Raw genomic sequence first — 20,905 nt, 5'->3', positions numbered from 1 at the left:
ACGCTCATGAACGAAAGGATAACACTCTTTGTGGCGAAGGCGAGGGCGAGCGGCCGGTAATACCGGCTTTTCACGTTTATTCGCCAAAAAGTGATGGCTTGTTCAGTCGAGCCAGGCCGGAACGGAATCGAGGCTGATCAACTCGGCATAGGTTCTGCGCGGTCGAATCGTATGGAAATCGCTGCCCCTGACCAGAACTTCGGGCACCAGCAGGCGGCTGTTATAAGTGCCGGCCTGGACCGCGCCATAGGCGCCGGCAGTGCTGACGGCCATCAGGTCGCCGGGCTTCGGCATCGCCATCTCGCGGTCGAGCGCCAGATAGTCGCCGGTCTCGCAGACGGGGCCGACGACATCGGCGCGGATGCGCGGCGCGTTGGCCGCCGAAATCGTTACAGGGCGAATCTCGTGATAGGCCTCGTAGAGCGTCGGGCGGATGAGATCGTTCATCGCGCCGTCGACGATGACGAAGGTCTTTTCGCCGCCATCCTTCACATAGAGGACTTCTGTCACGAGAATGCCGGCATTGCCGACGATCAGGCGGCCGGGTTCGGTGATGATCTTGCAGTCCAGGCCGCGCAGCTGGTTCTTGACGATTGCCGCGTAGGCGTCCGGCAGCGGCGGCGGATTGTTATCGTCCTTGTAGGGAATGCCGAGGCCGCCGCCGATATCGACGTGGTGGATGGTGTGGCCGTCGGCACGGAGCGTCGCGACAAGGTCGTGCAGCAGCTTGAAGGCGTCGTCGAAGGGCTGGAGTTCGGTGATCTGGCTGCCGATATGCATGTCGATGCCGGTGACCGCGATGCCGGGCAGCTTGGCGGCATGGGCATAGATGGCGCGGGCGCGCTCCCAGGAGATGCCGAACTTGTTTTCCTTCTTGCCGGTCGAGATCTTGGAATGCGTCTTCGCATCGACATCCGGGTTGATGCGGAAGGAGACCGGCGCTTTCTTGCCCGCGCTCACGGCGCGCTGGTTGAGAATTTCAAGCTCGGGCTCGGATTCGACATTGAAGCAGTAGATGCCGGCCTCAAGGGCGAAATCCATCTCGGACGGCGTCTTGCCGACACCTGAGAACATGATGCGGTCTGCCGGAATGCCGGCGGCAAGCGCGCGGCGCAGTTCGCCTTCAGAGACCACGTCGATGCCGGCGCCGAGACGGCCCAGCGTCTTCAGCACTGCCTGGTTCGAATTCGCCTTCATCGCATAGCAGACCATGGAGTCCATGTCGGCGAAGGCTTCCGAAAAGACGCGGTAATGACGCTCCAGCGTTGCAGTGGAATAGACGTAGAAAGGCGTGCCGACCGCCTTGGCGATCTCGGGAACGGGAACGTTCTCGGCATGAAGGACGCCGTCGCGGTACTCGAAATGGTTCACGGGCTTGTGCCTTAAAGAAGGGGATCGAGAAGGAAGGGCTTGTCGACGGTTCCCGGCTGTTTCGTGGGCTTGGAAACGTCGCCTTCCTTGGTTGCCGCAGCGCTCGGCGGATCGAGGTCGCCCTTGCGCCCGCATCCGGCAACGGCAAGGCCGATGACGGCGAGAGCCGCCGTCAGGCGGACGAGGTGGGGCAGGCTCTTCATGGATATCCTCTTCTGCGGCATGTGACGGCATCATTCATATCGAATGACGGACATCTTCATAGCGAAGTTTATCCGCCTTGTGCACCCTGATTGTTGGCGGTCTTTCCGCGCCTGCAGGAAGGGTGCGGCGGCTTTTCGCCGGCCCTGTATCTCTTAGTTGCGGGCGCGCCAGAAGGCGATCTGCCTGCGTACTTCGGACGGCGCCGTGCCGCCGAAGCTCTTGCGGCTGGCGACCGAGGCCTCGACGGTCAGCACATCATAGACCTTGTCGGTGATGTCGGGATGGATCGCCTGCAGATCGGAGAGCGGCAGCTCGGCAAGGTCGCAGCCCTTGCTTTCGGCGAGTGCAACGGCGCGGCCGGTGACGTGATGGGCGTCGCGGAAGGGGAGGCCTGCTTCGCGCACCAGCCAGTCGGCAAGATCGGTCGCCGTCGAATAGCCGGAGCCGGCCGCCGCCTTCATGCGTGCGGTGTTGACAGTCATGTCGCGCATCATGCCGGTCATGGCGGCGATTGCCAGTTCCAGGCTCTCGGCTGCGTCGAAGACCTGTTCCTTGTCTTCCTGCATGTCCTTGGAATAGGCGAGCGGCAGGCCCTTCATGATCGTCAGCAGCGCCACCAGCGAGCCGTTGATGCGGCCGGTCTTGGCGCGCACCAGTTCGGCAGCGTCCGGGTTCTTCTTTTGCGGCATGATCGACGAGCCGGTCGAGAAGGCGTCGGACAGGCGCACGAAACCGAATTGCGGGGTCGACCAGATGACGATCTCTTCCGCCAGACGCGACAGGTGCATGCCCGCAATCGCTGCGATCGACAGGAATTCGATGGCGAAATCGCGATCGGAGACCGTATCGATGGAGTTGCGGGTCGGCTCGCGGAAACCGAGCGCCTTGGCCGTCATATGGCGGTCGATCGGATAGCCGGTGCCGGCGAGGGCGGCGGCACCGATCGGGCTTTCATCCAGATGCTCGATGGCGTGGCGCACGCGCGAGCGGTCGCGGCCGAACATTTCGACATAGGCCATGCAGTGGTGGCCGAAGGTAACGGGCTGGGCGGTCTGCAGATGGGTGAAGCCCGGCATGACGCTTTCGGCATGTTCTTCGGCGCGGTCGAGGAAGGCCGCGATCAGGCCGGTCAGCATCTGCTCGGTTTTCTCAAGCTCTTCCTTCACCCAGAGACGGAAGTCGAGCGCCACCTGATCATTGCGCGAGCGGGCGGTGTGCAGCCGGCCGGCGGCCGGTCCGATCAGCGTCGCCAGGCGTGCCTCGACATTCATATGGATGTCTTCGAGCTGACGCGAGAATTCGAAATTGCCGCTTTCGATTTCTGACAGGATCGTGTTTAGCCCGTGAACGATCTTGTCCTTATCGTCAGCAGAAATAATCCCTTGATGGGCAAGCATCGTCGCATGGGCAATGGAACCGCGGATATCCTGCGCGAATAGCTTCTTGTCGAAACCGATCGAGGCATTTATCTCCTCCATGATCGCGTCCGGGCCGGAGGCGAAGCGACCGCCCCACATCTGGTTGGAGGATTTGGTGTCCGTGTTGTCGTCGGCCATGAAGGTGCCCGCCTTGAGGATGCATGTCCAGGAGAATGAAATGACGACAAGAAAACCCCTCGGGCTGCCATCCCTGAAATGGATCGCGATAGCCGCCGTTGCGGGTGTCGTTGCCGGTGCGGCAGCGGTATACGTGAAGGAGACGGGGATTGGCAATGGCGGCGGCGAAACGGCGTCGGCCGAATGCAAGCTCGCCAAAGACCGCATCGCCGGCATTACACCGCTGATGAGGGGACAGGTGGCCGCCATGGTCGCCGCCAATGAGCCGCGCAAGCTGACCGCCATTTCCTTCAACGGGCCGGACGGCAAATTGCTGACGCTCGATCATTTCGCCGGCAAGATCGTGCTTCTCAATCTCTGGGCGACATGGTGCGTCCCCTGCCGTGAGGAGATGCCGGCGCTGAATGCGCTCGAGAAGGAGATGGGCAGCGACCGGTTCCAGGTGGTGCCGGTCAATATCGATACCGGCGACGACGAGAAGCCGAGGACCTTCCTCGCGGACACCGGCGTCGATGCGCTGCAGCTCTATCGCGACAATACGATTTCGGTATTCAACAGCCTGAAGAAGGAAGGCCTCGCTTTCGGGCTGCCGGTGACGCTGCTGATCGATGACAAGGGATGCCTGATCTCCGCCATGAACGGCCCTGCCGCCTGGGACAGCGAGGATGCCAGGGCGCTGATCAAGGGTGCGATCGGATCGTGAGAACCCCGGTCAGGAGTCTCCGTCGCCTTTTATGAGGAACACACCCGCAAGTCCGATGAGTACGAAGCATTGCAGCAGGAACATCGGAGTTTCGGTCGACATTGCGTTTCCTCGCGTTCACGGCAAGGAAAGCATTTCGCGGGCGCTCGGTCCATTCAGCCTTTCTGATGATGTCAGCTTAGCGCGTCGGGACCGGCACTTCGCCGCGATAGTCATAGAAGCCGCGGCCGGACTTGCGTCCGAGCCAGCCGGCCTCGACATATTTCACCAGCAGCGGACAAGGACGATATTTCGAGTCCGCCAGGCCGTCATGCAGCACCTGCATGATCGAAAGGCAGGTGTCGAGGCCGATGAAATCGGCAAGCTGCAGCGGCCCCATCGGATGGTTGGCGCCGAGCTTCATCGCCGTATCGATGGCGTCGACGGTGCCGACGCCTTCATAGAGCGTGTAGATCGCTTCGTTGATCATCGGCAGCAGGATGCGGTTGACGATGAAGGCCGGGAAATCTTCGGCGACGGTTATGGTCTTTTCCAGGGTGCCGACGAATTCCTTGGCGGCGGAGAAGGTCTTTTCGTCGGTGGCGATGCCGCGCACCAGTTCGACCAGCTTCATCACCGGCACCGGGTTCATGAAATGTATGCCCATGAAGTGTTCGGGGCGGTCGGTGGCGGCAGCAAGCCGCGTGATGGAAAGCGAAGAGGTATTGGTGGCAAGCAGCGCTTCCGGCTTCAGGACCGGACAGACCTGCGCGTAAATCTTGCGCTTGACCGTTTCATCCTCGGTGGCGGCCTCGATCACGAGATCGGAGGGGGCGAGATCGTTGACATCGGACGAGCCTGATATGAGCGACAAGGTCGACTTGCGTTCCGCTTCGGTCATCTTGCCGTTCGTCACCAGGCGGGCAAGATTGCCGTTGATGGTGGCAAGGCCAGACTCGATGCGGTCCTGGGAGAGATCGTAGATGTGGACCCTGTAACCTGCGGCGGCCGAAACATGCGCGATGCCGCAGCCCATCTGGCCGGCACCGATAATACCAATATTCTTCAACACCGCATTCATCTCCAAACCCCCGCACGGCATTCGCCCCCGCGCCGCCGTATTTTTCTAGCAATACTGCCGGACGAAGGATCGCCCGGCAGCAGTAGTAGTAGCCCGATAAAAGATAATTTTCCAGTCATTCGCAAGTGCGAAAGAAAAGCATTTGACGCAGCTAGAGCGCCTTTTGCAATTCCGGCAAGACATCGAAGAGATCGGCGACCAATCCGTAGTCGGCGACCTGGAAGATCGGCGCCTCCTCGTCCTTGTTGATGGCGACGATCACCTTCGAATCCTTCATGCCGGCCAGATGCTGGATGGCGCCTGAAATGCCGCAGGCAATGTAGAGATCAGGCGCCACCACCTTGCCGGTCTGGCCGACCTGCCAGTCGTTCGGCGCATAACCGGCATCGACGGCGGCTCTGGATGCGCCGACGGCGGCACCGAGCTTGTCGGCCAGCGGCAGGATGACTTCCCTGAACTTTTCCGCCGAACCGAGTGCCCGGCCGCCGGAGATGATGATCTTGGCCGAGGTCAGTTCCGGCCGGTCGGAGGCCGACAGCGCATCGGCGACGAAGGTGGAAAGACCCGGATCGGATATCGCCGGGATTGCCTCGACGGTGGCCGAGCCACCCTCCGGCGCGGAGGCAAAGGATGCGGTGCGCACGGTGATGACCTTCTTGGCATCGCTCGCCTGCACCGTCTGGATGGCGTTGCCGGCATAGATCGGCCGCTTGAAGGTGTCGGACGAGATCACCTCGATGATCTCCGAGATCTGGGCAACGTCGAGAAGGGCAGCGACGCGCGGCAGCACGTTCTTGCCGACGGAGGTGGCGGCCGAGATAATCGTGTCGTAGCTGCCCGCCAGCGAAACGATCAGGTCGCCGAGCGGTTCGGCCAGATTGTTGGCGAGTTCGTCGCTTTCGGCGAGCAGCACTTTCGAGACGCCGGCAAGCTTGGCGGCTTGTTCGGCAGCAGGCTTGGCAGCTTTGCCGGCAACGAGAATATGAACATCGCCGCCGATCTTGGTGGCGGCCGTCAGCGCCTTGGCGGTCTGATCGGACAGGCTGGCATTGTCGTGGTCAGCCAAAAGAAGAATGGTCATGATATTGGCTCCTGTTCCCAGCTGATTACAGCACGCCGGCTTCGTTCTTGAGCTTGTCGATCAGTTCGGCGACCGACTTGACCTTGACGCCGGCCTTGCGGCCGGACGGCTCCTCGGTCTTCAAGACCCTGAGGCGCGGTGTGGTGGAGACGCCGAAGTCGGCGGGGCTCTTCTTGTCGAGCGGCTTCTTCTTCGCCTTCATGATGTTCGGCAGCGAGGCATAGCGCGGTTCGTTCAAGCGCAGATCGGTGGTCACAACCGCCGGCAGTTTGATCTCGATCGTCTGCAGGCCGCCATCGACTTCGCGGGTGACGGTTGCTTTGCCATCACCGATCTCGATCTTCGAGGCGAAGGTCGCCTGGGCAATTCCCATCAGTGCTGCCAGCATCTGGCCGGTCTGGTTGCTGTCGTCATCGATCGCCTGCTTGCCTGATATGATCAGCCCCGGCTGTTCGGCATCGGCCACAGCCTTGAGGATCTTGGCAACCGTGAGCGGTTCTACAGCATCGTCGGTCTCGACCAGGATCGCCCGGTCGGCGCCCATGGCAAGGGCGGTCCGCAGCGTCTCCTCGGCCTTGGCCGGACCGATCGACACCACCACCACTTCCTCGCACTTGCCGGCTTCCCTCAGCCGCAGCGCCTCTTCCACCGAGATCTCGTCGAACGGGTTCATCGACATCTTCACATTGGCAAGCTCGACACCCGTGCCATCCGGCTTCACCCGGATCTTCACGTTATAGTCGACAACCCGTTTGACTGGGACGAGTATCTTCATGGGGTCCTTCCTTCAGGAGAAACTGGCTTCGGAGCCTTTTTTAGAAAATGCGCGCTTAGGCGCCGCTCCGATTGTCGAATGGCGACATGGATACGCGTTTTTCCTCCAAATTCAACGCATGCATGACGCCGGCAAGCGATTTGCCTCGGCAATATGTGGACGTTTACGTTCACGTCAATATCGTCAGTGTCGGCCCCAGGAAAAGCGCTGCGCCGTCCGCCCGTCCGTGCCGGCCGCGATGGCCGGGCCGATGCCCGGGTCGTTTCTGACGGCGCGAGGCGTGACGATCTGCCGGTCGAAGAGCGGCACACCAGGCCGGCGGAACACCAGGATCAGGAAAGCGCCGGCAAGGATGCCGCCGACATGCGCGCCCCAGGAAACGTCGCCGTCAGACGCGATCGCCAGCATGAAGAACTGCTGCCCGATCCATAAAAGCAGCGGCACGAAGGCCGGCAGGGGCAGCGGCACACGGAAAAACACCAGCACCCAGACCCGGACGCGTGGATGCAGCATGACATAGGCGGCAACGACGCCGGAGACCGCCCCCGATGCGCCGACCAGCGGCGCTTCCGAGGTCATGGTCAGCAGGCCGTGACAGAATGCGCCGGCGGCGGCACAGATGAGATAGAAGATCAGGAAGCGCAGATGCCCCATCGCATCCTCGACATTGTCGCCGAAGACCCAGAGGAAGATCATGTTGCCGGCCAGATGCCAGAAGCCGGTATGAACGAAGGCGTAGGTGAGGTAGGTGAGGGGTTCCGGCACGATCTCCAGCCCTTGCGCCAGCACCGCGTGGCCGAAGGCGATTGCCGGGATATAGCCGAGCCCGACGGTCGTCGCCTGGGCTGCCTGTTCGTTCTCAAAACTGGTCAAAAGCCAGACCGCGATATTCAACGCCATCAATGCGAGCGTCACCCACTGAACCTTGATATGTTTCAGGGTATTGGCATCGTGAAGTGGTATGAACATAAAGGCGCCCCGGCGATCGTGATCGCGACAAGCCTATCTGTTTTTTCCCGGAACCCAAAGCACATCCGCATGGCCCCGGTCATTTGCATGACGTGCTGCGACGAAGAGGAAATCGGACAGGCGGTTGACATATTTCATCGCCGGCTCGCCGAGGATTTCGCCGTCGGTGCGGGCAAGCGCCACCATCAGACGTTCGGCACGGCGCGCAATCGTGCGGGCGAGATGCAGATGGGCGGCGGCCGGGCTGCCGCCTGGCAGGATGAAGGATTTCAGCGGCTCCAGATCGGCGTTCAGCTGGTCGATATCGCGCTCGACGCGGTCGACCTGCGTCTCCGAGATCCGCAACGGTTCATAGGCCGGCGGTTCGCCGGTGTCAGGGGTGGCGAGATCGGCGCCGAGATCGAAGAGGTCGTTCTGGATCGACATCAGCATGGCGTCGAGTTCAGGCAAGCCGGCCGTGTACAGCCGCGCCAGGCCGATCGCGGAATTGGCCTCGTCGATCGTGCCGTAGGCCTCGACGCGCAGATCGTCTTTGAGCCGGCGTGGGCCGGAAACCAGCCCGGTCGTGCCGTCATCGCCCGTTTTCGTGTAGATCTTGTTGAGCTTGACCACAGTTTCCTCCTTGAATCCCGATCAGGTCGGGCGGCCACCGCCGGTCAGCCAGAGCGTCAGCATGATCAGGATGACGGCGATCGCCTGCAACAGCACACGAAGCTGCATCAGCTTGTTGGAACGGTTGGCGTCGCCGCCCTTCATCATGTTGAAGAGACCGCGGATCAGGACGAGGGCGACGACGCCCATGACGATGATCGCGAGGATATAGGTGACCGTGGACATGGCGTTCAGCTTTCTCAGTCAGTCCGTCCAGCGCATCAGGCGGTAGAAGAGGTCTGCCGGAAGCAGCCGCTTCAGGAACATGCCCTGCTTGGCCGGAGTCGTTACGGGATAATGTGGCCTTGGATTTTTCGAGTTCAATGCGTGTTTCAACACGGAATAGACCGCTTCCGGGCCGAGCTTGTGGCGGTTGACCGGCCCCGATCCGTCGAGCCTCGCCAATTGCCTGACGTAATCGACCGCGTGCGGCGAATTCTCGAGATCGATATGCTCCTTGATCTTTGCGAGCGCGTTGGCGGTGAACCGTGTAGCGATCGGTCCCGGCTCAATCAGGCTCACATGGATGCCGCTGCCCTGCAGCTCCATGCGTAGGGTGATGCTGAGGCCTTCGAGCGCGAATTTGGAAGCGGTGTAGGCGCCGCGATAGCGATAGGGGACGACGCCGAGGATCGACGAGCATTGCACGATCCGCCCTTGGCCGCGTTTGCGCATCGGCGGAATGACCTGCCGCGTCAGCTCATGCCAGCCGAAGAAATTCGCCTCGAACTGCGCGCGCAGCGCTGCCGTCGATAGATCCTCGACGGCGCCCGGCTGGCCGTAGGCGCCGTTATTGAAGAGCGCGTCGATGCGACCGCCGCTGCGTTCCAGAACCGCGCCGACCAGGTCGGAAATCGTCTCGGTCCTGGTATAATCCATCAGGAAGGCTTCGATGCCTTCCGCTTCCAGCCCCCTGAGATCTTCCGGTTTGCGCACCGTCGCGAAGACACGCCAGCCATCGACTTTCAGCGCCCGCGCGCAATGAGCGCCGATACCGGACGAACATCCGGTCACGACGATGGTGCGCTCTCCCGCCATGGAATGATTCCTGTACAAAATGGGACTCGTTTCCCATATTCGGCCAGAGGATACAATCTGGAAAGCCGGAGACCGAATGCCGAAGGTGCTGCGCACGATCTACGACGTGGTCTATGACGCGATCTGTCACATGATCGAGGACGACGGCTTCGCCATGGCAAGCCATGTGGCGTTGTCGAGCCTGCTTGCGGTTTTCCCCTTCCTGATCTTCGGCACCGCGCTTGCAAGCTTCCTCGGCGCCGATCAGTTCTCCTCGACCGCCATACACCTGATCTTCGACACCTGGCCCGAGGCGATCGCCAAGCCGCTCGCCGACCAGGTGCTGCAGGTGCTGACCATTCCGCGCGGCGGGCTGCTGACGATCTCGGTGCTGGCCGCCGCCTATTTCGCCTCGAACGGTGTCGAGGCGCTCCGCATCTCGCTCAACCGCGCCTACCGGGTACAGGAAACACGGCCCTGGTATTTCACGCGTCTCGCCAGCCTCGGCTACGTGCTGATCGCGGTCATCATCTTTGCCGCGATCAGCATCCTGCTGGTCGCCCTGCCGCTGGCGCTCGATTATGCGCGCGGCTGGTTTCCGCTGTTTGCCGATACGCTCGACATCGTGTTCAGCTGGCGCATCTACGGCACGCTGGTGGTTCTGACGGTCGGACTGCTGGTCATGCATCTCTGGCTGCCGGCCGGCAAGCGGCGGGTCTTCGACGTCATTCCCGGCGTACTGTTGACGCTGCTTCTCTGGCTCGCCGGCGCGCTGATCTTTGCCTATTATCTCGCGACCTTCGCCAATTATACGGCAACCTATGCCGGTCTCGCCTCTGTCATGATCGTGCTGATCTTCCTCTACATGGTCGGCGTCATCTTCATCATCGGGGCGGAGATCAACGCGGCGCTGATCAAGTTCCGCGTCTTCCGGATGTTTTCGCACACGCTTTCGATCGTCGGCAGAGAGCGTGTCGAAAGCCAGTCAGAGCCCGACAAGGCGGCGAATATCCGCAACTGACATGCCCTGGGCGCGCAATTCGCCAAGTGCGGTGTCGCCCTCGCTTTTCGAAAGTTTGCGGCCGTCGGCGCCGAGAATGAGACGATGATGGTGATAGACCGGCTGCGGCAGGCCGAGCAGCACCTGCAATAGCCGATGCACCGATGTCGCGTGGAAGAGGTCGAGCCCACGCACGACATGGGTGACACCCTGCAGCGCATCGTCGACGACCACGGAAAGATGATAGCTCGATGGCGCATCCGAGCGTGACAGGATGACGTCGCCCCAGACGTTGGGCTCGGCGGCGATCTCACCTGTCCTGCCGTCGCCGATTTCCGTCCAGAACAGCAGTTCGCCGATCAGGTCGAGCGCCTTGCGCATATCGAGCCGCCAAGCATGTTTCTTTCCCGAGGTCAGCATGTCCCGCCATTCGTCTGCCGAACGCTCGCGATCATTTACGGGATAATGCGGGGTGCCGTCGGGATCGCGCGGCCAGGATTCACCCGCCGCCTCGTAGGCGGCGACGCGCGCTTTCACCTCGCCGCGCGTCAGAAAGGCCGGATAGACCAGTCCGCGCTCGATCAGTATGTGCAGCGCCGCCTGATATTCGGGGAAATGTTCCGACTGGCGCCGCACCGGGCTTTCCGACTTGATATCAAGCCATTCGAGATCGCTGAGGATGCCGGCCTCGAACTCGGGCGTGCAGCGCGTCTGGTCGATATCCTCGATACGCAGCAGCAAGCGGCCTTGTTCGGCCTCCGCCATGTCGCGGTTCAGCAGGGCCGAGAGGGCATGGCCGAGATGCAACGGTCCGTTGGGGCTCGGCGCAAAACGAAAGACAGGTTTTTGACGCTCACTCGTGGTCATGCTTTCTTCTGCCATGAATTCGAATTTTGAACCACTGCGAGGCAAAGTGCAGATCATCCGCAACGAAGACGATGTCAGGCAGGGGCTCGAAGCGCTGCTTCGCCTCGATCCGCGTCTTGCACCGATCGTCGCGGAGGCCGGGCCCATTCCGCTGCGGCTGCGCGAACCCGGTTTTGCCGGCCTTGCCCATATCATCGTCTCGCAGATGGTGTCGCGCGCCAGCGCCGACGCGATCTGGCGGCGCATGCTGCCGGCGGATGGTCTTTTGACTGCCGAAGGCTACGTGCTGCTTCACGCCGACGCATGGCGCGAATTCGGCTTGTCGCGCGCCAAGGCCGAGACGCTGTCGCGGATTGCCGAAGCGGTCGCCTCCGGCCGCCTCGATCTCTCCGGGCTCTGCCTGAAGCCGCCGGGCGACGCACTTGGCGAACTGACCGCGCTGAAAGGCGTCGGACCGTGGACGGCAGAGGTCTATCTGATGTTTTGCGGTGGCCATGCCGATGTTTTCCCAGCCGGCGATGTCGCGCTGCAGAATGCCGTCGGGGCGGCTTTCGGTCTTGCAGCACGGCCGCCGGCAAAGGCGCTGACCCAGCTTGCGGAAGTCTGGTCGCCGTGGCGTTCGGTGGCGGCACGGCTTTTCTGGGCCTATTACGCCACGAAAATGCGCCGTGACATGGTGCCGATCGGCTGATCGGCAACACTCTTCAAATTGCCTTTATCCTCTGAATTTATTGGACTTCACAATCCTGTAACAACCGGCCTAATATACAGGTGCAGATGCCGAATCGATCAGGAGAGTCCCTTGACGATTGCAGTCTCCCCACAGGCCCTGCCAGCGCTCGTCCTGAACGCTGACTACCGGCCACTGAGTTATTACCCCTTGTCGTTGTGGTCCTGGCAGGACGCGATCAAGGCGGTATTTCTCGACCGTGTGAACATCATTGCAGAATATGAACATTCGGTTTCCTCGCCGAGTTTTTCGATGCGGCTTCCGAGTGTCGTGTGCCTGAAGACTTACGTTCAGCCGTCCCGCAATCCCGCCTTCACCCGGTTCAACGTCTTCCTGCGCGACCGGTTCGAGTGCCAGTATTGCGGCGCTGATGACGACCTGACCTTCGACCACGTCATCCCGCGCGCCCATGGCGGCGAGACCACCTGGGAGAATGTCGTGGCAGCCTGCTCGCCCTGCAATCTGCGCAAGGGCAGCAAGCTTCCGAAGCAGGCAGGCATGTTCCCGGCGCAAAAGCCCTACCAGCCGACGGTACAGGATCTGCACAATAACGGCCGGCTGTTCCCGCCAAACTATCTGCATCAAAGCTGGCTCGACTATCTCTACTGGGATACCGAACTACAGCCCTGATCGAACGGCCTGCAGCATCGCGCGTCTTTTCAGACGCGCAAAAGGCGCTGTACATTTCGGTTTCCTGCATAATTTATGCAATGGCGGCCTTGCGAACGCCGACAAAGGCGAAGGCCGCAAGCAGGATTCCGGCAATCACATTCCAGCCGGCAAAAGACAGGCCGAGCACGCGAAGCGCCGCGTCGGTGCAGGACGGGCCTTTGATGGTGTTGAGCTCACCGAGCAGATCGCCGGCATTGGTCGTCATGCTGCTTGCGGTCGTCGAGCAAGTGGCCGGGCCGGGCCAGAAATGCCATTCGACGCCGGCGTGATAGACACCCATGCCTGCCGTCACCAACATCAGGATGCCGGCCGCGAGAATGAGCGCCCGGGTGATCCAGTTCGGCAGTCCGACGAGTTCGGAGATTGCGGCCAGGATCGCGATCGGGATGGCGTAATAATAGGGCTGACGCTGCAACAGGCAGAGCGCACAGGGAATATAGCCGCCGATATACTGGAAGCCGAGCGCCGTTCCGACCGCCGCCGCCATGCCGATGGCGAGCAACAGGGAATAAATAAAGCCGGGGCGGGCGAGAGGCGAGGAAGTGGCAGTCATGGCGGAGCTCCGCGAAATTGGCTCAGTGGGCAAACAGTTTATAAGCGATTCCGAGTGTGATGAGGACGCCGGCACCGATGCCGACGATCTGACCAAGGCGTTTCTCGACGAAGTGGCGGATCGGCTCGCCATATCGACGAAGCAGCCACGCCAAAAGCAGGAACCGAGCACCACGAGCCACGATGGCCGAGATAACGAAGAAGCCTAGATTCATGCCGATGACGCCAGCCATAATGGTCACGACCTTAATCGGCGGAAGGTGTGCTAAGCCGGAAGTCACCAGCAATAGTAACAGGATTTCCCATTCGCCGTGGATCGCGCTTCGCAATCGCTCGAAATCATCGAATTTGCTGTAGAACTCAAGAACTGGCCTGGCGATTGCGTCATAGGCGTAATAGCCGAGCGCCCAGCCGGCGATGCCGCCGAGCACGGAGGCGACAGTTGCAATCAGCGCATAACGATAGGCGCGTTCCGGCTTGGCAAGCGCCATCGGCAGGAAGAGCACATCGGCGGGGACGAGAAAGACGGAGCTTTCGACGAAGGCGATGACGGCGAGCCAGACTTCGGCCGATTTGCGCGAGGCCAAAGACATGGTCCAGTCGTAAAGTCTGCGGAGCATTCCGTTTCCTTCCTGTTGCGGTGCAAAAAGCTTTAGGGGCCGTGCGCGGCGCTGTAAATGCTCGCCCGTGTCCTTCCTGCCACCGCCGTCGAAAAATTTTCGTGATGCAGGCCATCGGCGCCTCTCCCAAGATTTCACGGGATTGCGAATCGGCCATTCTGCGGCAAGCTGATTTAGGGTCGACGTGCAGGGTGGCATGAGAATGTTCAAAGTGATCGAAGGCGGCCGTGGACAGGCCGTGCAAATGGATGGGCTCTCCGCAGAGGGGCGTGGACCAAGCAAAGACGACGTGCGCCGGGAGGCTGCGCGACGGATCAGCGAGAGCGGTTATCATCTGTCCCGCGTCCGGGAATTCGCGACCGGCGTGCCAATGCTGGCGTCTCTCAAACACTTGTCGCTGCAGATCGATTTCGCAGCCGAGGCGTTGTCGCGGCTCGATCCAATCCCGGAGGATTTCTGCGTCGACGGTTATTGGCCGGCGGGCTGAGGCAATCCCGCTACGGCGCCGCGCGTCTGGGGATTTAATCCCTATGCCTGTCGGAACAACGGCTTTGGCGCATGGTTTCCTTCTCATGATCAACAAAATCCCGAGGAGGATATTCCCATGCGGATGAAACTTGCTGCAGTCTCGCTGCTCGCTCTTGGCATGGCGGCGTCGGCTTTCGCACAGAGCAACCCGCCGCAGGCTCCGACCAACAGCGGCGCCAATACGCCGAGCAGCTCGGAATATAACAGCACCGGCAACAGCGGCAGCGGCACGACGGTACCACTGGATCCGAATGCAACGAACAGCACGACGAACAATGGCTCCGGCGGTTCGATGAACATGCCGATGAACAAGGCAAATTGCCCGGACCAGCCGAGCGGCAATTCGCTTCAGACGCAAGGCGGCAACAGCGGCACGACGACCAACGAAGCTTGCCTCGACAAGTAGTCTATCATTTTGCGAAACGCCGCAGCTCTATCCGAGAGCTGCGGTTCCCGTCTCAGGATAGGTCCATCGACTTTTCCCATTGCTGCCGCAGGACGTTCATTTCCGTCCGCTTCTGGGCCATTTCGCTAACGGCGGCACGCAGATGCGGATGGTGCGACATGAACATGTTGAAGTCGCGCCGCTCGAGCACCTCGAACTGGCAGAAGTCGACGGCGATGACGTCGGCGGTGCGCCGTCCGCCAGTCAGCAGCGCCATTTCCCCGAAGAAGGCGCCCGGCTCCAGGCGTATCGCGCCGCTGGCGAGCCGCACTTCCACCGCGCCAGAGGATATGAAATACATGCTGTCGCCGCGGTCGCCGCGGCGGATGACGCGTTCGCCAGGCGGCGCGGATTTCGCCTTGAAGAGCAGCAGCAGTTCCTCCTGCGCGTCCTCATCGACCTCGGAGAACAGCGGGAAAGTCTCGATCAGCTGCTGCATCTTCAGTTGATGCTGGCGCTCGCGCTCTTCGCCGAGCTCCCTGATCTTTTCGAGCTCTTTGCCGAGCGCCTTTTGTCTGCTCCTGCCGTAGCTTTCCCAGAGGGAGGGCCATTTCGAATGGATGTATTTCTTCAGGCCGTCGGTCGCAAAGATCACGATCGGATTGAGGGTGATCGACAGGATTGCGGCGGCCAGGATCAGATCCTGGCCCTCATGCGGCAGGAGCCCGAGTGAGACGCCAAGGCCGGCGAGGATGAAGGAAAATTCGCCGATCTGGGCAAGGCCGCCGGCCAGAGTCAACCCCATGCTGATCGGATATCTGAGCAGGATGACGATCAGGAAGGTGATGATGCCTTTGCCGAGGATGACGAGTGCCAGCGCGCCGATCACGGCGAGCGGCTGACGCACCAGGATCGAGGGATCGAAGAGCATGCCGACGGAGACGAAGAACAGCACGGAGAAGGCATTCTGCAGCGGCAGCGAGTCGGCCGCCGCCCTGTGACTGAGCTGGGATTCGCTCATGACGACGCCAGCGAAAAAAGCGCCGAGCGCAAAGGAGACGCCGAAGATCGCCGCCGAACCGAAGGCGATGCCGAGCGCGATCGCCAGCACCGTCAGCGTAAAGAGTTCGCGCGAGCCGGTGCGGGCGATCATCGTCAGCAGCCAGGGCACGATGCGAGGGCCGAGGAAGATCGCCATGGCGGCGAAGGCCACCACCTTCAGCAGCGTCAGGCCGATCGTCAGCACCAGCGGCAGGTCGCCGAGCCCATGATTGGTCGTAATGCTGGCATTGCCACCCAGAAGCTCTGCGAGCGCCGGCAGCAGCACCAGCGCCAGCACCATCACCAGATCCTCGACGATCAGCCAGCCGACGGCGACGCGTCCGCTCGCCGCGCTGACGAGATTGCGCTCCTCCAGCGCCTTCAAGAGCACGACGGTGCTCGCCACCGACAGGCTGAGGCCAAGGACGATGCCGGCGCCGAGGCTCCAGCCCCAGAGCTTGCAAAGACCGATGCCCAACAGGGTGGCGAGGATAATCCGCCCGATCGCGCCCGGCACGGCGATGCCGCGCACGGCGAGCAGGTCGGATGCGGAAAAATGCAGGCCGACGCCGAACATCAAAAGGATGACGCCCATCTCGGCGAGCTGGCCGGCAAGGGCGGTATCGGCGACGAAGCCCGGCGTGAACGGGCCCATCAGGATGCCCGCCATCAAATAACCGACGAGCGGCGGCAGCCGAAGCCTGTCGGCGCCATAGCCCAGGATCGCTGCGAAAACGAAACTGACGGCGACCGTCGCGATGAGTCCTACTTCCTGATGCACGTCCGCCCTCTCTTGTGATCGCGGCGGCCACTCTGGACGAAGCGCAAGCAAAATTAAACAGTTGATTTGGGGGATAAAGCCTTCGTTCTCACCACCTGCGTCTTGCCTCGTTACCCTTTCATTAAGAAAGGAGAAACGACATGCGGAAGAGTACGGCATCACCATCAGCGAGCGCGGCGTCACTTTCGGTGCCGTGCGCGAACGTGAGCACCGCCGCTATCGCGATAATGCCTGCGAAACCAGGAGCATCACCCGACAGGCCGACGAAGGTGAGGTCACCAGGACGCTCCGGCGCTGCAATAAACGAAAAAATGTGCGATAAGGACGAAGCCTGGTCCCGACGAGCCGGGTTTTCGCCTTTTGTGGCACGAATATCGCAATGCGGTGGTGAAAGTCGTCTGTCGGTGTTATGAGCACGCCTTTGGTAAAAGCGCGTTCCCAGCGCAAACACCGCCCGCACAGGATCTTTTAGTATGATTGAGCTTACGCCGTCCCAGATTGCCGCACTTAAACTCGCCAGGGATGGAGACCTTTATCCTCAGCCGGCCAATAAATGGACGCACGAGAACGCGACAGTGACTTATGCACGAACTGACCGGTGGAAAGAGCGGCCTCAGAAAATAAAATCGGTCACCGCCAAGACGCTGGGCGAGTTGAAGGAGCCGGGTTTTCTGGAGAGGCGGCATCTGGATGACGACGCATCAAAAGACGTCTACGGCATCACGATGGCCGGCAAGATGTGGTTGCTGAAGAATAAGTAAGCTTCGCTAGATACGAATTATGTTGCGTGGTCCTGTGTCGGGTTTTTGAGGCAGGGACACTACGTGACAATTTGAGATGATGGTGCCCCATGCCGGAGTCGAACCAGCACTTCTTTCGAAACTCGATTTTGAGTCGAGCGCGTCTACCAATTCCGCCAATGGGGCAACGGATACGAACGGGCGGCTGTCTAACATGCGAGCGCCCGGACGCGCAAGACGGGCAAGCGAAGTTATCGGACTGATCCGGTAGAGAGATCCGGCCTCGCTTCGAGGCCGGATCCTGTCTGATATCAATGGGCGGCGGCCGGTGCCGGGTTGCTCAGGCCGGACTTCTTCAGCGTAATCGCCAGGATCGAGGCCAGCAGGCAGAAGGCGCCGGCGACGAAGAAGGCGGGCAGGTAGCTCGAAAGCTCCGTGCGCGAGAGGCCGGCGCCATAGGCGGCGGTGGCGGCTCCCAACTGATGTCCGGCAAAGACCCAGCCGAAGACGAGGCCGGTCTTTTCTCGGCCGAAGCGGTCGGCGGCGATCTTGACGGTCGGCGGCACGGTGGCGATCCAGTCGAGACCGTAGAAAATGGCAAAGATGGAGAGGCCGTAAAAGCTGAAATTGCTGAAGGGCAAGTAGAGCAGCGACAGGCCGCGCAGGCCGTAATACCAGAAGAGCAGCCAGCGATTGTCGAAACGGTCGGACAGCCAGCCGGAACCAATGGTGCCGAAGAAATCGAAGATGCCCATGACAGCCAGCACACTGGCCGCGGCCACCGGTACAATGCCGAAATCGCCGCACAGGGTGACGAAATGGGTCTGGATCAGGCCGTTGGTGCTGAGACCGCAGATGAAGAAGGTGGCAAAGAGGATCCAGAAGGTCGAGGTCTTTGAGATTTCCTTGAGGACGGTGATCGGCGTCATCAGCGCGGCGCCGAGAGAGGTGCTTGCCGGCGGCGGCGTCACCTGCGTTTCGCCGAAGGAGGGCAGGTCGAGATCGGCCGGCCGGTCGCGCATGAAGGCAAGCACGGCAAGGGCTGCAACCATGATCATGGCGCAGACGAAAAACACCGTCGAGCGCCAGCCGTAACGTTGCGTCAGTTCCGCCATCAACGGCAGAAAGACGAGCTGGCCAGTGGCCGAGCTTGCCGAGAGCATGCCGACGACGAGGCCGCGATGCTTGGTGAACCAGCGGCTGGAGACCGTTGCGGCGAGCACCATGGCCGTCAGACCCGTGCCGAAGCCGACGACGATACCCCAGAGCAGCAGCAACTGCCACAGCGTCGTCATGAACAGCGAACCGACGAAGCCTGCGCCGATCAGCGCTAAGGCGAAGACGATGACCTTGCGCACGCCGAAATAATTCATGAAGGCGGCGGCGAACGGACCCATGAAGCCGAAAAGGATCAGACGGATCGCAAGGGCCGAGGAAATCTGCGATGTCTCCCAGCCGAATTCGTCCTGCAGTGGCTTGATGAGAACGCCGGGTGCGCCCATGGCGCCGGCGGTGACCAGCATGGTGAGGAAGGTCGCGGCGACGACGACCCAGCCGTAATGGATGTTGCGTCGGGCAAGGGAGGAGGCAAGGGCTGTGGAAACCATGGGCAAGATTCCGGTTGAATTCAGGTCTTAGGAGATACTGGATCGATTTACATGATGGGCATCATATTTCTTGCGTATTGATGATGGACGTCATATATTTTGTCAAGCGCCTATTTCTGGAGATGACGAATGCGGGTCAGCCGCGAAAAATTTGCCGAGAACCGCGAAAAGATCCTGAGCGTTGCCGGCGTGCTTTTCCGCGAAAACGGTTTCGACGGGGTGGGCGTCGCCGACATCATGAAGGCGGCGGGACTGACGCATGGCGGCTTCTACGGTCATTTCGGTTCGAAGGACGACCTGGCGCTGGAGGTCAGCCGCAAGCTGATCGACAAGGTCGAAACGCGCTGGAAGGAACATATCGCCGAATCGCCAGACCGGCCGTTGGCCGCTCTTCTCGATCATTATATCCACTGGCGCACGGTTGACGATCCCGGTGGCAGCTGCGTCTTCGCAACGCTGATCCAGGAGGTCAGCCGCAGCCGCGGCGCGGTCCGCGCGGTCTTCAGCGATGGGCTGTCCGTGCTGGTCGACACGCTTGCCGATATCGTTCCCGGCGAAACGGAAGAGGAGCGTCGTGCCAATGCGACGACGACACTGTCATCGATGATGGGTGCTGTCATTCTTGCCCGCGCGGTCGAGGACAGGGCGCTTGCCGAGCAGTTTTTGGTGACGATGCGCCGGCAGCTCGATCCTGAAAGCCAAACATAATCTCAGTCGCGAAAGGCGATGGTTTCGATCTCCCTCTCCGCGCGGAGAGGGATCTACTTTGCATGTGCTGAGGACCGAGAAGCCAGCGGCTACTTGAAACCGGCGATGGCGTGCGGGACGTAGGGTGCTTCCAGTGCCGCGATTTCCTCAGCGGTAAGCTTGACCGAGAGCGAGGCAACGGCGTCTCTGAGGTGGTTGGGTTTGGACGCGCCGATAATCGGGGCGGTCACCGCACTCTTCTGCAGGATCCAGGCGGTTGCGACCTGGGCGCGGGAGATGTTGCGGGCAGTGGCGACTTCGGCCACGGCCCCGACGATCTTGCGGTCGGCATCGATGGACTGGGTGTAGAGCGTCTTGCCGAATTCGTCGGTTTCGCTGCGTGCCGTCGTCTCGTCCCAGTCACGGGTCAGGCGGCCGCGGGCAAGCGGGCTCCAGGGGATGACGGCGATCTTCTGATCTTCGCAGAGTGGCAGCATTTCGCGCTCTTCCTCACGGTAGAGCAGGTTCAGGTGGTCCTGCATGCTGACGAATTCGGTCCAGCCGTTCAGTCTGGAGACATAGAGCGCCTTGGCGAATTGCCAGGCATACATGGAGGAGGCGCCGATATAGCGGGCCTTGCCTGATTTGACGATGTCGTGCAGCGCTTCCAGCGTTTCCTCGATCGGCGTCGTGTAGTCGAAGCGGTGGATCTGGTAGAGATCGACATAGTCGCTGCCGAGACGACGCAGACTGTTGTCGATCTCGTCGAAGATCGCCTTGCGCGACAGGCCGGCGCCGTTCGGGCCCGGCCGCATGCGGTTGAACACCTTGGTCGCCAGCACGATGTCCTCGCGCTTGGCGAAGTCTTTGATGGCGCGGCCGACGATCTCCTCTGACGAACCGTTGGAATAGGTGTTGGCGGTGTCGAGGAAATTGATGCCGAGGTCGATCGCCTGCTTGATCATCACCCGGCTTTCTTCTTCCCGCAGGCTCCAGGCATGATTGCCGCGGCCGGGATCGCCGAAGGTCATGCAGCCCAGGCAGATTTTCGATACTTCGAGACCGGTCTTTCCGAATTTTACATATTCCATGAAACGACTCCGTGATGAATTGGATGACCCCCAGGCGGCTCTCCATGATTTAGCGCGAGATGGCCAAAGTCGCAGGGCGGCAAATGAAGAATCTATGCTGCATGCGCACAATGATCCGTGATCGACTTCTGAAGCTCATCGCTGTCGATTCCGGCTGCAGCTTGCACATCCGCGCCGCAAGATGTTAGCTGACGCAGCATTTTATCGGAATCCGACC

The 20,905-nt window shown here is 61.1% G+C and carries 25 protein-coding genes and 1 tRNA gene; 8 read left to right on the top strand and 18 right to left on the bottom strand.

Translation table 11 applies throughout. From position 1 onward, the window contains the following. Positions 1-102: 102 nt before the first annotated feature. The 3 genes from lysA to argH all read right to left on the bottom strand — a co-directional run bounded on the left by lysA (position 103) and on the right by argH (position 3,131). Positions 103-1,371, bottom strand: a complete 1,269-nt coding sequence (gene lysA, locus N2A41_RS20420) for a diaminopimelate decarboxylase (protein WP_017966352.1) — start codon at positions 1,369-1,371, stop codon at positions 103-105. Between the two features lie 11 nt (positions 1,372-1,382). Next, positions 1,383-1,595, bottom strand: coding sequence for an LPS translocon maturation chaperone LptM (gene lptM / locus N2A41_RS20415; RefSeq protein ID WP_260109575.1), 213 nt, complete (start codon positions 1,593-1,595; stop codon positions 1,383-1,385). Positions 1,596-1,727: 132 nt separating this feature from the next. After that, positions 1,728-3,131: an argininosuccinate lyase gene (argH, locus tag N2A41_RS20410; protein WP_170260999.1), complete on the bottom strand. Its 1,404-nt coding sequence runs from the start codon at positions 3,129-3,131 to the stop codon at positions 1,728-1,730. 40 nt (positions 3,132-3,171) lie between these two features. On the opposite strand from argH, the gene tlpA reads away from it, so the two are divergent. Then, a complete protein-coding gene (gene tlpA, locus N2A41_RS20405; protein ID WP_170257055.1) occupies positions 3,172-3,834 on the top strand; it encodes a thiol:disulfide interchange protein TlpA in 663 nt (220 codons plus the stop codon). Positions 3,835-4,012: 178 nt separating this feature from the next. Here tlpA and N2A41_RS20400 read toward each other — a convergent pair whose 3' ends face one another. The 7 genes from N2A41_RS20400 to N2A41_RS20370 form a co-directional block, all read right to left on the bottom strand. Then, positions 4,013-4,894 carry a 3-hydroxybutyryl-CoA dehydrogenase gene (locus N2A41_RS20400; RefSeq protein WP_222386999.1) on the bottom strand — a complete coding sequence of 294 codons (882 nt, stop codon included), beginning with the start codon at positions 4,892-4,894 and terminating at the stop codon, positions 4,013-4,015. Positions 4,895-5,045: 151 nt separating this feature from the next. Continuing rightward, entirely contained in the window at positions 5,046-5,975 is a 930-nt protein-coding gene (locus N2A41_RS20395) for an electron transfer flavoprotein subunit alpha/FixB family protein (protein ID WP_170261002.1), read from the bottom strand. Positions 5,976-6,000: 25 nt separating this feature from the next. Continuing rightward, on the bottom strand, positions 6,001-6,750 hold the full coding sequence (locus N2A41_RS20390) for an electron transfer flavoprotein subunit beta/FixA family protein (protein ID WP_260109574.1): 750 nt from the start codon (positions 6,748-6,750) through the stop codon (positions 6,001-6,003). A gap of 183 nt (positions 6,751-6,933) precedes the next feature. After that, the gene (locus N2A41_RS20385) at positions 6,934-7,719 is read right to left on the bottom strand and encodes a rhomboid family intramembrane serine protease (protein WP_260109573.1); all 786 of its coding nucleotides are present in this window, start codon (positions 7,717-7,719) and stop codon (positions 6,934-6,936) included. Between the two features lie 33 nt (positions 7,720-7,752). Beyond that, positions 7,753-8,331 carry a cob(I)yrinic acid a,c-diamide adenosyltransferase gene (locus N2A41_RS20380; protein ID WP_260109572.1) on the bottom strand — a complete coding sequence of 193 codons (579 nt, stop codon included), beginning with the start codon at positions 8,329-8,331 and terminating at the stop codon, positions 7,753-7,755. A 21-nt stretch (positions 8,332-8,352) separates the two neighbouring features. After that, complete coding sequence (locus tag N2A41_RS20375) at positions 8,353-8,556, bottom strand: twin transmembrane helix small protein (RefSeq protein WP_017966362.1); 204 nt, start codon at positions 8,554-8,556, stop codon at positions 8,353-8,355. Positions 8,557-8,574: 18 nt separating this feature from the next. Continuing rightward, on the bottom strand, positions 8,575-9,408 hold the full coding sequence (locus N2A41_RS20370; protein ID WP_260109571.1) for an SDR family oxidoreductase: 834 nt from the start codon (positions 9,406-9,408) through the stop codon (positions 8,575-8,577). A 76-nt stretch (positions 9,409-9,484) separates the two neighbouring features. Here N2A41_RS20370 and N2A41_RS20365 point away from each other — a divergent pair, with 76 nt between their 5' ends. Beyond that, on the top strand, positions 9,485-10,408 hold the full coding sequence (locus N2A41_RS20365; RefSeq protein WP_170281923.1) for a YihY/virulence factor BrkB family protein: 924 nt from the start codon (positions 9,485-9,487) through the stop codon (positions 10,406-10,408). On the opposite strand, the gene gluQRS is transcribed toward N2A41_RS20365, so the two are convergent. Beyond that, positions 10,373-11,254: a tRNA glutamyl-Q(34) synthetase GluQRS gene (gene gluQRS, locus N2A41_RS20360; protein WP_260109570.1), complete on the bottom strand. Its 882-nt coding sequence runs from the start codon at positions 11,252-11,254 to the stop codon at positions 10,373-10,375. The genes N2A41_RS20365 and gluQRS overlap by 36 nt on opposite strands. Here gluQRS and N2A41_RS20355 point away from each other — a divergent pair. Beyond that, entirely contained in the window at positions 11,253-11,945 is a 693-nt protein-coding gene (locus N2A41_RS20355; RefSeq protein WP_260109569.1) for a DNA-3-methyladenine glycosylase family protein, read from the top strand. The two genes, gluQRS and N2A41_RS20355, sit on opposite strands and share 2 nt — an antisense overlap. Before the next feature lie 111 nt (positions 11,946-12,056). After that, positions 12,057-12,614, top strand: coding sequence for an HNH endonuclease (locus tag N2A41_RS20350; protein ID WP_017966367.1), 558 nt, complete (start codon positions 12,057-12,059; stop codon positions 12,612-12,614). A 73-nt stretch (positions 12,615-12,687) separates the two neighbouring features. Here the strand turns inward: N2A41_RS20350 and N2A41_RS20345 are convergent, their stop codons facing one another. Together N2A41_RS20345 and N2A41_RS20340 are read right to left on the bottom strand one after the other, a co-directional pair. Next, positions 12,688-13,209, bottom strand: a complete 522-nt coding sequence (locus N2A41_RS20345; protein ID WP_017966368.1) for a disulfide bond formation protein B — start codon at positions 13,207-13,209, stop codon at positions 12,688-12,690. 22 nt (positions 13,210-13,231) lie between these two features. After that, positions 13,232-13,828: a YqaA family protein gene (locus tag N2A41_RS20340; RefSeq protein ID WP_017966369.1), complete on the bottom strand. Its 597-nt coding sequence runs from the start codon at positions 13,826-13,828 to the stop codon at positions 13,232-13,234. Positions 13,829-14,024: 196 nt separating this feature from the next. Here N2A41_RS20340 and N2A41_RS20335 point away from each other — a divergent pair, with 196 nt between their 5' ends. Both N2A41_RS20335 and N2A41_RS20330 read left to right on the top strand, forming a co-directional pair. Then, positions 14,025-14,315, top strand: coding sequence for a hypothetical protein (locus tag N2A41_RS20335; RefSeq protein ID WP_017966370.1), 291 nt, complete (start codon positions 14,025-14,027; stop codon positions 14,313-14,315). Positions 14,316-14,432: 117 nt separating this feature from the next. Beyond that, complete coding sequence (locus N2A41_RS20330) at positions 14,433-14,762, top strand: hypothetical protein (protein ID WP_260109568.1); 330 nt, start codon at positions 14,433-14,435, stop codon at positions 14,760-14,762. A gap of 52 nt (positions 14,763-14,814) precedes the next feature. Here N2A41_RS20330 and N2A41_RS20325 read toward each other — a convergent pair whose 3' ends face one another. Both N2A41_RS20325 and N2A41_RS20320 read right to left on the bottom strand, forming a co-directional pair. Continuing rightward, a complete protein-coding gene (locus tag N2A41_RS20325) occupies positions 14,815-16,563 on the bottom strand; it encodes a cation:proton antiporter domain-containing protein (protein ID WP_260109567.1) in 1,749 nt (582 codons plus the stop codon). A 121-nt stretch (positions 16,564-16,684) separates the two neighbouring features. Then, on the bottom strand, positions 16,685-17,023 hold the full coding sequence (locus N2A41_RS20320; protein WP_260111134.1) for a hypothetical protein: 339 nt from the start codon (positions 17,021-17,023) through the stop codon (positions 16,685-16,687). Between the two features lie 13 nt (positions 17,024-17,036). Here N2A41_RS20320 and N2A41_RS20315 point away from each other — a divergent pair, with 13 nt between their 5' ends. Further along, positions 17,037-17,324, top strand: coding sequence for a hypothetical protein (locus N2A41_RS20315; RefSeq protein ID WP_017966374.1), 288 nt, complete (start codon positions 17,037-17,039; stop codon positions 17,322-17,324). 80 nt (positions 17,325-17,404) lie between these two features. On the opposite strand, the gene N2A41_RS20310 is transcribed toward N2A41_RS20315, so the two are convergent. Both N2A41_RS20310 and N2A41_RS20305 read right to left on the bottom strand, forming a co-directional pair. Beyond that, positions 17,405-17,489 (bottom strand) — tRNA-Leu (locus N2A41_RS20310). 125 nt (positions 17,490-17,614) lie between these two features. After that, entirely contained in the window at positions 17,615-18,910 is a 1,296-nt protein-coding gene (locus tag N2A41_RS20305) for an MFS transporter (protein ID WP_017966375.1), read from the bottom strand. Between the two features lie 129 nt (positions 18,911-19,039). On the opposite strand from N2A41_RS20305, the gene N2A41_RS20300 reads away from it, so the two are divergent. Continuing rightward, positions 19,040-19,618, top strand: a complete 579-nt coding sequence (locus N2A41_RS20300; protein ID WP_011653696.1) for a TetR/AcrR family transcriptional regulator — start codon at positions 19,040-19,042, stop codon at positions 19,616-19,618. An 89-nt stretch (positions 19,619-19,707) separates the two neighbouring features. On the opposite strand, the gene N2A41_RS20295 is transcribed toward N2A41_RS20300, so the two are convergent. Then, complete coding sequence (locus tag N2A41_RS20295) at positions 19,708-20,688, bottom strand: aldo/keto reductase (protein WP_260109566.1); 981 nt, start codon at positions 20,686-20,688, stop codon at positions 19,708-19,710. Positions 20,689-20,905: the final 217 nt, after the last annotated feature.

It is taken from the genome of Rhizobium sp. SRDI969 (assembly GCF_025152725.1).
Taxonomy (GTDB): domain Bacteria; phylum Pseudomonadota; class Alphaproteobacteria; order Rhizobiales; family Rhizobiaceae; genus Rhizobium; species Rhizobium leguminosarum_I.
This window is presented reverse-complemented; position numbering and strand designations above follow the sequence as displayed.